Source organism: Pseudomonas fluorescens, assembly GCF_902498065.1.
Classification (GTDB): Bacteria; Pseudomonadota; Gammaproteobacteria; order Pseudomonadales; family Pseudomonadaceae; genus Aquipseudomonas; species Aquipseudomonas fluorescens_BJ.
This window is the reverse complement of the sequence record NZ_CABVIR010000007.1, coordinates 152,683-168,021: the sequence shown is the minus strand read 5'-3', so window position 1 is coordinate 168,021 and position 15,339 is coordinate 152,683. Positions and strand designations below refer to the sequence as shown.

Below are 15,339 nucleotides of genomic sequence, written 5' to 3'. Positions count from 1 at the left end.
CATGCAATGGGAAGTCGTGATCGGGCTGGAGATTCATACCCAGCTCACCACCCGGTCGAAAATCTTTTCCGGTAGTTCCACCACATTCGGTTCCGAGCCGAACACCCAGGCCAGCCTGGTTGACCTCGGCATGCCTGGCGTACTGCCGGTGCTGAACCAGGAAGCGGTGCGCATGGCGGTGATGTTCGGCCTCGCTATCGATGCCGAGATCGGCCAGCACAACGTGTTCGCCCGTAAAAACTATTTCTACCCGGACCTGCCCAAGGGCTACCAGATCAGCCAGATGGAATTGCCGATCGTCGGCAAGGGCCACCTGGACATCGCGCTGGAAGACGGCACGGTCAAACGTGTCGGCATCACCCGCGCGCACCTGGAAGAAGATGCCGGTAAAAGCCTGCACGAAGAATTCAACGGCGCCACCGGCATCGACCTGAACCGCGCCGGCACGCCGCTGCTGGAAATCGTTTCCGAGCCGGACATGCGCAGCGCCAAGGAAGCCGTGGCTTACGTCAAGGCCGTCCACGCGCTGGTGCGCTATCTGGGCATCTGCGACGGCAACATGGCCGAAGGTTCGCTGCGCTGCGACTGCAACGTGTCGATCCGCCCGAAAGGTCAGGCTGAGTTCGGCACGCGCTGCGAGATCAAGAACGTCAACTCGTTCCGCTTCATCGAGAAGGCGATCAACACCGAAGTGCAGCGTCAGATCGAGCTGATCGAAGACGGCGGCAAGGTGATCCAGCAGACCCGCCTGTACGATCCGAACAAGGACGAAACCCGTCCGATGCGCAGCAAAGAGGAAGCCAACGACTACCGTTACTTCCCCGATCCGGACCTGCTGCCGGTGGTCATCGAGAACTCGTTCCTCGACGACGTGCGCGCCACGCTGCCGGAATTGCCACCGCAGAAACGCGAGCGCTTCCAGGAGCAGTTCGGTCTGTCGGTCTACGACGCCAGCGTCCTGGCCACCAGCCGCGAGCAAGCCGATTACTTCGAGAAAGTCGCGAGCATCGGCGGCGACGCCAAACTGGCGGCCAACTGGGTCATGGTTGAACTGGGCAGCCTGTTGAACAAACAAGGCCTGGACATCGATCAATCGCCGGTTTCGGCCGAGCAGCTGGGCGGCATGCTGTTGCGCATCAAGGACAACACCATCTCCGGCAAGATCGCCAAAGTGGTGTTTGAAGCGATGGCCAACGGTGAAGGCAGCGCAGACGAGATCATCGACAAGCGCGGTCTGAAGCAAGTGACCGACAGCGGCGCGATCTCGGCGGTGCTGGACGAAATGCTTGCGGCCAACGCCGAGCAGGTCGAGCAATACCGCGCGGCAGACGAAGCCAAACGCGGCAAGATGTTCGGCTTCTTCGTCGGTCAGGCCATGAAAGCCTCCAAAGGCAAGGCCAACCCGCAACAAGTCAACGAACTGCTGAAAAGCAAGCTCGAAGGCTGATGAGAATGGAGCCAGCCGTCAAATCTGGCTCCACCCCTTGTGGGAGCCAGCCTGCTGGCGATTGCGGTCTGACATTCAACATACCCGTGTCTGATACTCCGCGATCGCCAGCAGGCTGGCTCCCACATTTGTTTTCGGGAGACCTTGAATGAAGCGTCTATTGGGTGCCTGCGCCCTGCTCTCTCTGCTCGCCGGTTGCGCCAGCACCGATGTCGTCGATCCACACGGCTACGACCAGACAGGCGTGGCGTCCTATTACGGCGCCAGACACCAAGGCAAACGCACCGCCAGTGGTGAGCGTTTCGACAAGAATTCCCTGACCGCCGCCCACCGCCAACTACCTTTTGGTACACGGGTGAAGGTCACTAATCTGAAAAACGACAAGTCCTGCGTCGTCCGCATCAATGATCGCGGGCCGCATACTCGCGGACGTCTGATCGACTTGTCTCATGAAGCCGCCGAGCAACTGGGCATGCTTAAAAGCGGCACCGCACGGGTTCGCGTGCAAGCCCTCGACTGACTGACGGAGCCCCGACCATTTTCGGACTTGCCGACATCCCCCTGCTCAGCATGATTGAACTGCTCAGCGGCCTGGTTCTACTGATCGCCGGTGCCGAGCTGATGGTGCGCGCCGCCGTGCGCCTGGCCGCGCGCCTGCATGTCCGACCGCTGATCATCGGCCTGACCATCGTCGCCCTCGGCAGCAGCGCCCCGCAAATGGCCGTCAGCCTGCAAGCCACGCTGGCGCAGAACGCCGACATCGCCGTCGGCAGCGTGATCGGCAGCAGCATCTTCAACATTCTCGTCACCCTCGGGCTCTCGGCGCTGATCATCCCGCTGCGGGTCTCGCGGCAACTGGTGCGCCTGGACATTCCGCTGATGATCGGCGCCAGCCTGCTGGTGTTCGTTCTGGCGTGGAATGAAGAACTGACCCGGGCCGACGGCGTGATGCTGTTGGCGGCGCTGGTGCTGTATCTGGGCTTGTTGCTGCGCCAGTCGCGGCACTCGGTCCGCCCGCAATCGCCACTCCACGAAGGCCCCCAAGTGCCGTGGGTCAGCAGTCTGCTGATGATCGTCGCCGGCCTGGCGATGCTGATCTACGCCGGGCATTTGCTGTTGGGCGCGGCGGTGTCGGTCGCTACGGACCTGGGGCTGTCGGAGCGGATCATCGGCCTGACCATCGTCGCCGTCAGCACTTCGTTGCCGGAACTGGCGACCTCATTGATTGCGGCATTGCGGGGTCAGCGCGACATCGCCGTCGGCAACGTGATCGGCAGCAACCTGTTCAACCTGTTGGGCGTACTGGGCGTCACTGCTCTGATCGCGCCATCGCCGTTGTCGGTCTCGCCCAACGCGCTGGATTTCGATTTGCCGGTGATGCTCGGCGTCGCGGCGCTGTGCCTGCCGGTGTTCTATTCCGGCTACCGGGTGACCCGCGCCGAAGGTCTGCTGTTTTTGGGCTTGTACCTGGCTTACGGTCTGCACGTGGTGTCATTCACCACCGGCATGCCGCTGGCCGGCAAGCTTGAACACCTGATGCTGTTTTTCGTCCTGCCGACGCTTGTGGCGTTCTTGCTGTTCACGTCGCTACGCGCCTGGCGTCGCCAACACCACAAGAAGGAATTGCCATGACCGACCATAAAAAACCCGGCGTTGAAGTCCGCCGCCAAGTGATGGGCGACGCTTTCGTCGATCGCGCCTTGGGCAATGCCACCGAGTTCACCCAGCCGCTGCAGGATTTCGTCAACGAACACGCCTGGGGCAGTGTGTGGAATCGCGCAGGGTTGCCGCTGAAAACCCGCAGCCTGATCACCCTTGCCGCGCTGACCGCGCTGAAGTGCCCGCAAGAGTTGAAAGGTCACGTGCGCGGCGCGCTGAACAACGGCTGCACGGTGGAAGAGATTCGCGAGGCACTGCTGCATTGCGCGGTGTATGCGGGCGTGCCGGCGGCGATCGATGCGTTTCGGGCGGCGCAGGAAGTGATCGATAGCTACCAGAAGCCCGAGTAACAGTCTGGCTTTTGCAGTGACATTGAAATCGCTATCGCGGGCAAGCCCGCTCCCACAGGGGATCTTCTTTGCTGCACTAATTGTGTGAGCACTGAAGATCACTGTGGGAGCGGGCTTGCCCGCGATGAGGCCCTTAGGATCACTGAAAATCGTGAAGCTAGATCCACCCGCCCCACTGCAGCAGGAAGATCCCGATGTTGGTGGTCACCGCCGCCATCAACGTGGTGATCACAATGATCGCTGCCGCGAGCTCATGATTACCGTTGGCCTGACGCGCCATGACAAAACTGGCCGCGGCGGTCGGGCTGCCGAAGTACAGGAACAGAATCCCCAACTCCGCCCCGCGAAAGCCCCATAGCCAAGCGCCCAGCGTCGCCAGCACCGGCAGGCCGATCATCTTTACCAGGCTGGAGCTGAGCGCAATATTGCCGCTCTTGCGCATGGCCGCCAGCGACAGCGTGCCGCCGATGCAGATCAACGCCAACGGCAACGTGGTTTGCGCCAAATACTGGCCGGACGTCTCCAGCCAGCCCGGCAAACCGATCTTGAAATACGCAAACGGCGCCGCCGCAAACACGCTGATGATCAATGGGTTGATCATCACGCTTTTGCAGATGCTCCACGGGTCGGACTTGATCACCGGGCTGTAGACCGCCAGCACAATGGTCGAAAGCGTGTTGTAAAACAGAATCACCAGCGCCGCGAGAATCGCCCCGAGGGAAATCCCGTAATCGCCGTACATGCTCGCTGCCAGCGCGAGGCCAATGACGCCGTTGTTACCGCGAAACGCACCCTGGGTGTAAATCCCGCGGTCTTCTCGCGGACACTTCCAGATCGCCCAGCCCCAGGCGATGGCAAAACACACCAGCGTCGCAATCGAGAAATAGATCAGCAGCGCCGGTTGCAGTGCGGCGTGCAGGTCGGCATGCAGGATGCCCAGAAACAGCAAGGCCGGCATGGTGACGTTGAACACCAAGGCCGACGCGGTGTGAATGAAGTTGTCGTTGATCCAGTTGATGCGCTTGAGCAGCACACCCAGAAACAGCATGGCAAACACCGGCGCGGTGATGTTCAGGGTTTCGAGGAAGATTGCCAGCATGCCGGGGAGAACCTTGAGGGTGTCGTTAGTTGGCTAATGATAAGCCACCGAGGACGTTGGCGTCTGGTAGATCGCCATCGCCGGCAAGCCGGTCTCGCTCCCACAGGAGATCTTCTTTGTTGCACAAACTGTGTGAACACCGAAGATCATTGTGGGAGCCAGCCTGCTGGCGATGAACGATAACGCGGTCTCAGGTGATCGGCGCCGGGTTGAACAACGTGATGTCGTTATGCAGCTTATGCTGCTCCGCCCACGTCTGCTTCTTGCCGCTGGCGACATCCAGGTAGTAGTGAAACAACTCCCAGCCAAGGTCCTCGATCGAAGCGCGCCCGGTCGCGATCCGCCCGGCATCGATGTCGATCAAGTCAGGCCAGCGCTGCGCCAGTTCGGTCCGGGTCGATACCTTCACCACCGGCGCCATCGCCAAACCATACGGCGTACCGCGACCGGTGGTGAACACATGCAGGTTCATCCCGGCCGCCAACTGCAGCGTCCCGCAGACAAAATCACTGGCCGGGGTCGCGCAGAAAATCAGCCCTTTGCGCTTGAAACGTTCGCCAGGGCCCAGCACGCCGTTGATCGCGCTGCTGCCGGATTTGACGATCGACCCGAGGGACTTCTCGACAATGTTCGACAACCCGCCCTTCTTGTTACCCGGTGTGGTATTGGCGCTGCGGTCCGCTTCACCCTTGGCCAGGTAACGGTCGTACCAGTCCATTTCCCGTACCAGTTCCTGAGCGACTTCCTCGGTTTCGGCACGGGACGTCAACAGGTAAATCGCGTCGCGCACTTCGGTGACTTCGGAAAACATCACGGTCGCGCCAGCGCGCAGCAACAGGTCAGAGGCGTAACCCAGCGCCGGGTTGGCGGTGATGCCGGAGAACGCATCGCTGCCGCCGCACTGCATGCCAAGGATCAACTCGGACGCTGGCACGGTTTCCCGGCGACGTTGGTCGAGCTTCTTCAAACGGGTCTCGGCCAGCGCCATGATCTGCTCGATCATCTCGGTGAAACCGTGACTCGAATCCTGCAAGCGATACAACCACGGCTCGCTCAAATCCACCGAGCTGTCGTTCTCGTGCATCACCTGCCCAGCCTGCAATTTCTCGCAGCCCAGACTGATCACCAGCGCTTCGCCGCCCAGGTTCGGGTTGCGCGCCAGATTGCGCACGGTGCGAATCGGGATGTACGCGTCGGTGGCGGTGATCGCCACGCCGCAGCCGTAGCTGTGAGTCAGCGCGACCACGTCATCGACGTTCGGATACTTGGGCAGCAACTCGTCCTTGATGCGTTTGACCGCATGATCCAGAACGCCAGTAACGCACTGCACCGTCGTGGTGATCCCGAGAATGTTGCGCGTGCCGACAGTGCCGTCGGCATTGCGATAACCCTCGAACGTAAAACCTTCCAGCGGTGCCTGCGCGGCCGGCACTTCGGTGGACAGCGGCAAGCTGTCCAGCGGTGGCGCGGTGGGCATGCGCAGTTGATCTTCCTTGACCCAACTGCCGCGCGGAATCGGCTGCAACGCGTAGCCAATGGTCTGGCCGTAACGAATCACCTGGCCGCCCTCGGGAATGTCCTCAAGGGTGACTTTGTGGCTCTGCGGCACGAAGTCCACCGTCACCAGGCCATCGGGAAACTCGGTGCCTGCCGGGACGCCTTGGTCATTGACCACGATCACGACGTTGTCCCGCTCGTGCAGGCGGATGTAGCGCGGCGAGTCGGAATGTTCAATCAACTGCATGACGCCGCTCCTCAGGAATGCGCTTGTGACAATTTGTTGTTTGTTTCAGGGCCGTTGACCGGTGGCTCTTTGAGCACCACACGTTTGATCGGACCGACGATCACCAGGTAGCTGAACACTGCAACCAGTGCGTTGCAACCGACAAACACCAGCGCCCATTTGAACGAGCCGGTGGAGCTGATGATGTAGCCGATGACAATCGGCGTGGTGATCGACGCAATGTTACCGAAGGTGTTGAACAGGCCACCGCTGAGCCCGGCGATCTGTTTCGGCGAGGTGTCGGACACCACCGCCCAACCCAGCGCACCCACGCCTTTGCCGAAGAATGCCAGGGCCATGAAGCCCACGACCATCCATTCAACATCCACATAGTTGCAGGCCACGATGCTGCTGGAGACCAGCAAACCGGCGATGATCGGCGCCTTGCGGGCAAAGGTCAGGGAATGGCCTTTGCGCAGCAGGTAGTCGGAAATCACCCCGCCGAGCACACCACCAATGAAGCCGCAGATCGCCGGCAACGAGGCAATGAAACCGGCCTTGAGGATGGTCATGCCGCGTTCTTGCACCAGGTACACCGGGAACCAGGTCAGGAAGAAGTAGGTGATGCCGTTGATGCAGTATTGGCCGAGGTACACGCCGAGCATCATGCGGTTGGTCAGCAACTGGCGGATGTAGTCCCACTTCGGACCGTCGACCTTCTTGCCTTTGCCTTTGTCCTGGTCCATGTCGACCATGCCGCCGTTGTCGGCAATGTGCTTGAACTCGGCGTCGTTGATCATCGGGTGCTGGCGTGGGCTGTGGATAACCTTGAGCCAGATGCCCGAGAAGATGATGCCGATCACGCCCATGACGATGAACACGTGCTGCCAGCCGAAGCTGTAGACGATCCAGCCCATCAGCGGCGCGAACAATACAGTGGCAAAGTATTGCGCCGAGTTGAAGATCGCCGAAGCGGTGCCACGTTCAGCGGTCGGAAACCAGGCCGCGACGATGCGTGCATTACCGGGGAAGGATGGCGCTTCGGCCAGGCCCACCAGGAAGCGCAGCATGAACAGCGCAACCACTGCCGTGGACATGCCGAACTCGCCGACATAGCCCTGCAGCACGGTGAACAGCGACCAGGTGAAGATGCTCAGCGCATAGATTTTTTTCGAACCAAAACGGTCCAGCAGCCAGCCACCGGGAATTTGCCCGGCCACGTAGGCCCAACCGAATGCAGAGAAGATATAACCGAGGGTGACCGCGTCGATGCCGAGGTCTTTTTGCAGGCTGGAGCCGGCGATGGCGATGGTCGCCCGGTCGGCGTAATTGATCGTGGTCACCAGAAACAGCATGAGCAGGATCAAATAGCGGACGTGAGTCGGCTTTTGGGTCGATTGCATGTAGATGTACTCCCACTGATTATTTTTATGCGGGTAATAACGATGTTTTGTAGGCGCTGACTTCCTGTGGGAGCCGGGCTTGCCCGCGATGCAGGCACCGCGCAGTGTCAGTCACTTCGCGGTGATGCTATCGCTGGCAAGCCAGCTCCCACAGGTACGGCGGTGAATCAGGAACCGATGTAGGAGGTTTTTACGACCGTGTAGAACTCTTGCGCATAGCGACCCTGCTCGCGCGATCCATAGGATGAACCTTTGCGCCCACCGAATGGAACGTGGTAATCCACGCCCGCCGTCGGCAGGTTGACCATCACCATCCCGGCCTGGGAGTGGCGTTTGAAGTGGTTGGCGTACTTCAGCGATGTGGTGGCGATGCCCGCCGACAGACCGAATTCGGTGTCGTTGGCCATGGCCAGTGCCGCGTCGTAATCCGCCACGCGAACGATGTTGGCCACCGGGCCGAAGATCTCTTCGCGGCTGATGCGCATCGCGGCTTCGCTGTCGGCAAACAGCGTTGGCGCGAGGTAGTAGCCTTCGGTGTCGCACGTTACCAAACCACCGCCGCTGACCAGACGCGCACCTTCGGACTGGCCGATGTCGATGTACTTCATGTCCTGTTCAAGCTGAGCTTGCGAAACCACCGGACCGATGTCGGTACCGGTTTTCAGCGCGTGGCCGACCTTGATCGACTTCATGCGCTCGGCCATGGCTTCAACGAATTTGTCGTGAATCCCGGCAGTGACGATGAAGCGGCTCGAAGCGGTGCAACGCTGGCCAGTGGAGTAGAACGCGCTCTGTACCGACAACTCGACCGCTTGCTTGAGGTCGGCGTCGTCGAGAATGATCTGCGGGTTCTTGCCGCCCATTTCCAGCTGAACCTTGGCCTGGCGCGAGACGCAGCTGACCGCGATCTGACGACCGACACCGACGGAACCGGTGAAGCTGATGCCATCGACTTTCGGGCTCTGCACCAGCGCATCGCCAACTACACGACCGCTGCCCATCACCAGGTTGAACACGCCCGCCGGGAAGCCTGCGCGGGAGATGATTTCGGCCAGCGCCCAGGCGCAACCCGGCACCAGATCCGCCGGTTTCAGCACGACGCAGTTGCCATAGGCCAGGGCCGGGGCGATTTTCCACGTAGGGATGGCGATCGGGAAGTTCCACGGGGTGATCAGGCCAACCACACCCAAGGCTTCGCGGGTCACTTCGACGTTGACGCCCGGACGTACCGACGGCAAGTAGTCACCAGACAGGCGCAGGGTTTCACCGGCGAAGAACTTGAAGATGTTACCGGCGCGAGTCACTTCGCCGATGGCTTCAGGCAAGGTCTTGCCTTCTTCACGGGCGAGCAAAGTGCCGAGCTCTTCGCGGCGAGCGAGGATTTCAGTACCGACTTTATCCAGCGAGTCGTGACGTGCCTGAATGCCCGAAGTGGACCATGCCGGGAACGCAGCGCGAGCAGCGTCGATGGCGGCGTGGACCTGGGCCAGATCAGCCTTGGCGTATTCACCGATGGTGTCGGTCAGTTCGGACGGGTTGACGTTGGCGCAATATTCACTGCCCGCCACCCATTCACCGTTGATGTAGTTATCAAAACGCTTTGCATCTGCCACTTGGGAATCTCCTCACGCAAAAGGCCGCTGATTGCTCAGCGGCCTTGTTTAATCGGGTGTGTTACTGCGCACCTTGCTTGTCGATCAGCGCGGCCAGAGCTTCGTACTCTTCCGGCAGCAGATCGGTCAGCGGCGCACGCACAGGACCTGCGTCATAGCCGGCAATTTTTGCCCCGGCCTTGACGATACTCACCGCGTAACCGGCTTTGCGGTTACGGATGTCCAGGTACGGCAGGAAGAAGTCGTCGATGATCTTGCCGACGGTGGCGTGATCTTCGCGAGCGATAGCGTGGTAGAAATCCATCGCGGTTTTCGGGATGAAGTTGAACACCGCCGAGGAGTAAACCGGCACGCCCAGTGCCTTATAGGCCGCTGCGTAGACTTCGGCGGTCGGCAAACCACCCAGGTAGCTGAAGCGATCGCCGAGGCGACGACGGATCGACACCATCAATTCGATATCGCCCAGGCCATCCTTGTAGCCGATCAGGTTCGGGCAGCGCTCGGCCAGACGCTCCAGCAACGGCGCGGTCAGGCGGCAGACGTTGCGGTTGTAAACCACCACGCCGATCTTCACCGATTTGCACACGGCTTCAACGTGGGCGGCAACGCCGTCCTGGCTGGCTTCGGTCAGGTAGTGCGGCAGCAGCAACAGGCCTTTGGCGCCCAGACGCTCGGCTTCCTGTGCGTATTCGATGGCTTGACGGGTCGAACCGCCCACACCGGCCAGAATCGGCACGCTGGTTTCGCAGGTGTCGACGGCCGTCTTGATGATTTCCGAATATTCGCTGGCCGCCAGAGAGAAGAACTCACCGGTGCCGCCTGCGGCGAACAGAGCCGAGGCGCCGTATGGGGCCAGCCATTCGAGACGCTTGATGTAGCCCGCGCGATTGAAGTCGCCCTGAGCATTGAAATCGGTAACCGGGAAAGACAACAGACCGGAAGAGAGGATGGACTTCAGTTCTTGTGGATTCATTATTCGAACACCCTGGGTAGCAACGTTTGTGTATGAGGAAAGCGTTCAGCTTGCGCCGAGTTGTAGGTCATCGTACAACTTAAATAATAACCGTCAACTGCATTTCATCGCCGGGGCGTAAATTTCATAGGGGGAATGAGGTGGGAAGGCAGCTGTTCAGGCAGGTAAATGCTGCCGCAGAGCCTGTTTGGCGGCAGTGGTATGTTGTCGGAGGAGAGGCGACTAATTGAAGTTTTGCGAGAGGGCGGTCGGCCCTTCGCGAGCAGGCTCGCTCCCACATTTGATCGTGGTTGTACACAAATCCAATGGGGGAGCGAGCCTGCTCGCGAAGGCGACCTGTCAGGAAATAAAGATCTTAACCGGGGAAAACCTACCCCCGCTGCGCCTCAGCCTCTTCATGGGCATGACGCAACCGCTCGCGGCTGTTCGTCAGGTGCAAACGCATCGCCGCCCGCGCCGCATCGGAATCCTGGCGGGCGATCGCATCGTAAATCTCTTCGTGCTCGCGGCTCAGGCGCCCCATGTAATGCTGCTGGTCGTCGTGGGCCAGGCGCGCCGAATTCAGGCGCGTCCGCGGAATGATGCTGGTGCCCAGGTGGGTCATGATGTCGGTGAAGTAGCGGTTGCCGGTCGACAGTGCAATCTGCAGGTGGAACTGGAAGTCCGAGGCCACGGCATCGCTGGCGTGGGCCGCGCTTTCGTTCAAGGCGTCCAGCGCGGCGCGCATCAGGGCCAACTGTTCGGCGCTGCGGCGTTGTGCGGCGAGGCCGGCGGATTCCACTTCGAGGCTGATGCGCAGTTCCAGAATCGCCAGCACATCACGCAGCGTCACCACGGTGGCCGGATCGATACGGAAACCGCTCGGGCTCGGCGTGTCGAGCACGAAGGTGCCGATGCCGTGGCGGGTTTCCACCTGCCCGGCTGCCTGCAAACGGGAAATCGCCTCGCGCACCACCGTGCGGCTGACACCATGGGCATCCATGATCGCCGACTCGGTGGGCAATTTGTCGCCGCGCTTGAGGTGACCGTCGCGGATCTGCTCGGACAGCACCGTCACCAGTTCCTGTGCGAGGCTGCGGCGCTTGCGAGGGAGGCGTGGTGCGTCGATCGGGTTTTCCATGGTGAACGTCTGTCTCGAAAAGTTCGGCTTAAACCGCATCATAGCTTAACGCCGTTGTACGATCACCATCGCCCCCTGCAGGAGCGTGGCTGCCCGCGATGAACGATAACGCGGTTCAGTGGGTGAACCGCGTCGAGGCCATCGCGGGCAAGCCCGCTCCCACAGGTTAGGTGGTGGTTATACGGTTACGGCTTGGTCCACCAAATGACCGTTGTCGATGCGCACATGCCGCGGGTGGAAGCGTTTCAGGCTGCTGCGATGCCCGACGCTGAGGATGCTCAGCCCCGGAATCTCATCGATCAGCGCCTGATACAAGGACGCCTCATCCTCTTCATCCATCGCCGAGGTCGCCTCATCCATGTACAGCCATTGCGGTGCATAAAGCAGCGCACGGGCAAAGGCCAGACGTTGCTGCTCACCCGGTGAGAGCATGCGTTGCCAGTGATTCGCTTCATCCAGACGCGAAACCAGGTGCGGCAAACGGCAGGTTTCCAACACATGGACGTAACGCTCGTGCGGATAGGTCTCGCCAGGCTGTGGATAACTCAACGCCTCGCGCAGCGTGCCAATCGGCAAATAAGGCTTTTGCGGCAGGAACAGATAGCGCGCCGCCGGCAGACGAATGCTACCGTGGCCCGCCGGCCACAAATGCCCCATCGCCCGCAGTAACGTGGACTTGCCGCTGCCGGAACGGCCGCTGAGCATTACGCGCTCGCCCTCCTCCACGGTCATGTCGGCTTTGGTCAGCAGGTGACGACCATCCGCGAGGTCGAGGTCCAGGTTATGCACCTTCAATGCATCACCTTGATTCTGCACGTCAATGGCTGGCGCACGTTCTTCATTGTCGGTCATGGCCTGACGGAAACTCAGCAGACGATCACAAGTGGCGCGCCACGACGCAAGGTTCTGGTACGCACTGATAAACCAGCTGAAACTCTCCTGCACATTGCCGAACGCCGAACTGATTTGCATCAGCTCGCCCAGTTCGATCTTGCCCGCGAAGTAACGTGGCGCGGCGACCATGAACGGAAAGATGATGGCGGCCTGTTGGTAACCTGCGGTAAAGAACGTCAGACGCTTGGACACCTTCATGATGTCCCAGAAGTTATGCCAGACCAGCCCGAAGCGGTCACTCAAGCGACGGTTTTCATTGGGCTCGCCGTTGTACAACGCGATGCTTTCGGCATTCTCGCGAATCCGGACCATGGAGAAACGCAGGTCAGCTTCGAAGCGTTGTTGTCGGTTGTTGAGGCCGATCAAGCGCCGACCGATCAAATGGGTCAGCCAGCTGCCGATCACGGCATACACCAGCACACACCAGAACATATAGCCGGGAATGGTAAAACCGAACACTTCAATGCTGCCCGAAACACCCCACAGAATGATCGAGAACGACACCAGGCTGACAATGTTGCGCAGCAAACCAATGCCCAGTTCCAGGGTATTCGAGGTGAAGTTGTTAAGGTCTTCGGAAATCCGCTGGTCCGGGTTATCGGTGTATCCACCCTGTTCCAGCTGGTAGTAATTCTTGTTGCCGAGCCAACGGGCGAAATGCTTTTCGGTGAGCCAGGCACGCCAGCGAATGGTCAGCATCTGCGTCAGATAGAGCCGGTACACGGCACCGACAATCGCCACCGCCGCAATCCCGCAGAAATAAAGAATCAGCCGCCAGAACGCCGCTTCGTCTTTTTGCTGCAGCGCATTGTAAAAATCCTTGTACCAGGTGTTGAACCACACCGAGATGCCCACGCTGATCAGTGACAACGCAATCACCGCGATCAGCAGCGTCCAGGCTTTGACCTTCTCTTCACTGCGCCAGTAAGGCGTGATCATCGCCCAGACTTTGCGAAAAAACTGCCCGCGCACCGCGTCGTTGACCGCGGAATATTCAGCGTTCTGATTCATGGAAAAGGCTCGATAAAGAAAAGAACACACACGAACCGATCATAGAGGATCGGCTCGGTTTGTCGCGAGGCACGGCCGGCATTCGTTCAGCGCAGGTTCAGCGACGAACGGGACGCTTTTGCAGTTTGCGCTGCAGCGTGCGCCGGTGCATGCCCAGGGCGCGGGCGGTGGCGGAGATGTTGCCTTCGTGTTCGGTCAACACGCGCTGAATGTGTTCCCACTGCAAGCGGTCCACCGACATCGGGTTTTCCGGCACCAGGGTGTCGAGGTCAGCGTGCTCGGAGAGCAGCGCGGCGAGCACGTCGTCGGCATCCGCCGGTTTGCACAGGTAGTTGCAGGCACCGCGCTTGATCGCCTCGACGGCGGTGGCAATGCTCGAGTAACCGGTGAGGATCACCACGCGCATGTCCGGATCGAGTTCGAGCAGTTTAGGCAACAACACCAGGCCCGAATCGCCGTCCATTTTCAGGTCCAGCGCGGCGTAATGCGGGATATCGGCCTGGGCGATGGTCAGGCCTTCTTCGGCGGAACCGGCGGTGCTGACGCGAAAACCGCGGCGGGCCATGGCACGCGCCATCACGCGGGTGAACGTGGCGTCGTCATCTACCAGCAGCAAATGCGGCAGTTCTTCGCCTTCGACTTGGATCTCTTCACTCATGTTCGTCTCCTCGGGCGACACGGGGCAGGCGCAGCTCGGTGAGCGTGCCGCCTTCCTCATGACTGTAGAGTTTCACTGAGCCGCCGGCGCGTGTCACGCTGGCCTTGCTCAAAAACAGGCCCAGGCCGAAACCTTTGCCCTTGGTGGTAAAAAACGGTTTACCGATCTGTTCGGCAATGGCCAGCGGCACACCGGCGCCGTGGTCGCGAATGCTGATGGTCAAGTCCTCGGCATTCCAGTCCAGCGACACTTGCAGCCCTTCGGGGCACGCATCGGCGGCGTTGTTGAGCAAATTCAGCAGCGCCTGGGTCAGGTCCGGTGGCGGCGCCATGCGCGGCACGGTGCCCTGGCCCAGGCGCTGGAAGCGGTAACTGGCTTCCGGACGCATCAGGTGCCAGCGGTTCAGCGCTTCGTCGAGCCAGTCGGTGACGTCCTGCATTTCTACCGCCAAGCGGCGATTGGCTTCGGCCGCCCGAACCAGCTGCTGCAAGGTTTCTTTGCAGAGTTTGACCTGATCCTGCAGCACACTGAGGTCGTCCTGCAACATCGGGTCGTGGTGGTCCTGACGCATTTCCTTGAGCAGCACGCTCATGGTCGCCAGCGGCGTACCCAGTTCATGGGCGGCACCGGCGGCCTCGGTCGCGACGGCCAGCAATTGCTGATCACGCAGGCCTTCTTCGCGACGGATAGCGCGCAGCTCTTCCTGCCGGCGCAGCTCTTCGGCCATGCGCGCGGCAAAAAAGGTGATCACCGCCGCCGCGAGGGCAAAGCTCAGCCACATCCCGTAGACCTGCAGGTTTTCCCGGGCAATCGGGAAGGTTTGCAACGGATAGAAACCCGCCAGGAGCAAGGTGTACATCGTCAGCGCGATGCCCGACAGAATCACTGAATAACGCCACGGCAGTGTCACGGCGGCGATGGTCAGCGGCACCAGGTAATAAGAGACAAAGGGGTTGGTCGAACCGCCGGAGAAATACAGCAAGGCGCTGTGGATAAACAGGTCGCAGGCCAGTTGCACGGCGTATTCGAGTTCGGTGACGGGCCATGAGGTGCGCAAGCGAATCGCCGTGAACGCGCACAGCAACATCGAGCAACCGAGGGTCGCGGCCAGTTGAAACCAGGGCAGCGGCAGCAAGTCGAGCCAGTAAGCCAGGCCCACCGAACCGGCCTGAGCGGCCAGCACCAAGGTGCGAATGAACGTCAGCCGCCAGAGATTCTGGCGGGTTGCAGAAGTGATTTGAACGGGGGCGAGCATGAGCTCTCCTGATGAGCGCTCCAGGCGGATCGCACGGAGTATAACCAAGCACGGGGGCTGACAGGCAAAAGTGCGGCAAACGGCCACATGGCAGAAAAACCAGCTGCGTCTATAAGGCCGCCTTCGTGAGCAGG

At 60.5% G+C, this 15,339-nt stretch carries 13 protein-coding genes; 4 read left to right on the top strand and 9 right to left on the bottom strand.

Annotation, left to right across the window (positions count from 1 at the left end):
* The first annotated feature begins 1 nt into the window (after window position 1).
* The 4 genes from gatB to F8N43_RS22725 all read left to right on the top strand — a co-directional run bounded on the left by gatB (window position 2) and on the right by F8N43_RS22725 (window position 3,456).
* Window positions 2-1,447, top strand: a complete 1,446-nt coding sequence (gatB, locus tag F8N43_RS22740) for an Asp-tRNA(Asn)/Glu-tRNA(Gln) amidotransferase subunit GatB (RefSeq protein ID WP_150640117.1) — start codon at window positions 2-4, stop codon at window positions 1,445-1,447.
* 148 nt (window positions 1,448-1,595) lie between these two features.
* Entirely contained in the window at window positions 1,596-1,967 is a 372-nt protein-coding gene (locus F8N43_RS22735) for a septal ring lytic transglycosylase RlpA family protein (RefSeq protein ID WP_150633965.1), read from the top strand.
* 50 nt (window positions 1,968-2,017) lie between these two features.
* Window positions 2,018-3,079 (top strand): calcium/sodium antiporter, encoded by a 1,062-nt coding sequence (locus tag F8N43_RS22730; protein ID WP_150633964.1) that lies wholly within the window; start codon window positions 2,018-2,020, stop codon window positions 3,077-3,079.
* Complete coding sequence (locus F8N43_RS22725) at window positions 3,076-3,456, top strand: carboxymuconolactone decarboxylase family protein (protein WP_150633963.1); 381 nt, start codon at window positions 3,076-3,078, stop codon at window positions 3,454-3,456. Before F8N43_RS22730 ends, F8N43_RS22725 begins: the two co-directional genes overlap by 4 nt.
* 157 nt (window positions 3,457-3,613) lie before the next feature.
* Here F8N43_RS22725 and F8N43_RS22720 read toward each other — a convergent pair whose 3' ends face one another.
* The 9 genes from F8N43_RS22720 to F8N43_RS22675 all read right to left on the bottom strand — a co-directional run bounded on the left by F8N43_RS22720 (window position 3,614) and on the right by F8N43_RS22675 (window position 15,205).
* On the bottom strand, window positions 3,614-4,555 hold the full coding sequence (locus tag F8N43_RS22720; RefSeq protein WP_150633962.1) for an AEC family transporter: 942 nt from the start codon (window positions 4,553-4,555) through the stop codon (window positions 3,614-3,616).
* A gap of 190 nt (window positions 4,556-4,745) precedes the next feature.
* The gene (garD, locus tag F8N43_RS22715; RefSeq protein WP_018929532.1) at window positions 4,746-6,299 is read right to left on the bottom strand and encodes a galactarate dehydratase; all 1,554 of its coding nucleotides are present in this window, start codon (window positions 6,297-6,299) and stop codon (window positions 4,746-4,748) included.
* An 11-nt stretch (window positions 6,300-6,310) separates the two neighbouring features.
* Window positions 6,311-7,681, bottom strand: coding sequence for an MFS transporter (locus F8N43_RS22710; RefSeq protein ID WP_150640014.1), 1,371 nt, complete (start codon window positions 7,679-7,681; stop codon window positions 6,311-6,313).
* 167 nt (window positions 7,682-7,848) lie between these two features.
* Window positions 7,849-9,294 (bottom strand): aldehyde dehydrogenase family protein, encoded by a 1,446-nt coding sequence (locus F8N43_RS22700; RefSeq protein ID WP_150654405.1) that lies wholly within the window; start codon window positions 9,292-9,294, stop codon window positions 7,849-7,851.
* Between the two features lie 61 nt (window positions 9,295-9,355).
* Window positions 9,356-10,267: a 5-dehydro-4-deoxyglucarate dehydratase gene (kdgD, locus tag F8N43_RS22695; RefSeq protein WP_150633960.1), complete on the bottom strand. Its 912-nt coding sequence runs from the start codon at window positions 10,265-10,267 to the stop codon at window positions 9,356-9,358.
* Between the two features lie 370 nt (window positions 10,268-10,637).
* Complete coding sequence (locus F8N43_RS22690; protein WP_191623752.1) at window positions 10,638-11,387, bottom strand: FadR/GntR family transcriptional regulator; 750 nt, start codon at window positions 11,385-11,387, stop codon at window positions 10,638-10,640.
* A gap of 177 nt (window positions 11,388-11,564) precedes the next feature.
* The gene (locus F8N43_RS22685; protein WP_150654404.1) at window positions 11,565-13,292 is read right to left on the bottom strand and encodes an ABC transporter ATP-binding protein/permease; all 1,728 of its coding nucleotides are present in this window, start codon (window positions 13,290-13,292) and stop codon (window positions 11,565-11,567) included.
* A gap of 97 nt (window positions 13,293-13,389) precedes the next feature.
* On the bottom strand, window positions 13,390-13,950 hold the full coding sequence (locus F8N43_RS22680; protein ID WP_150633958.1) for a response regulator transcription factor: 561 nt from the start codon (window positions 13,948-13,950) through the stop codon (window positions 13,390-13,392).
* The gene (locus F8N43_RS22675) at window positions 13,943-15,205 is read right to left on the bottom strand and encodes an ATP-binding protein (protein WP_150633957.1); all 1,263 of its coding nucleotides are present in this window, start codon (window positions 15,203-15,205) and stop codon (window positions 13,943-13,945) included. Before F8N43_RS22675 ends, F8N43_RS22680 begins: the two co-directional genes overlap by 8 nt.
* Between the last annotated feature and the right edge of the window lie 134 nt (window positions 15,206-15,339).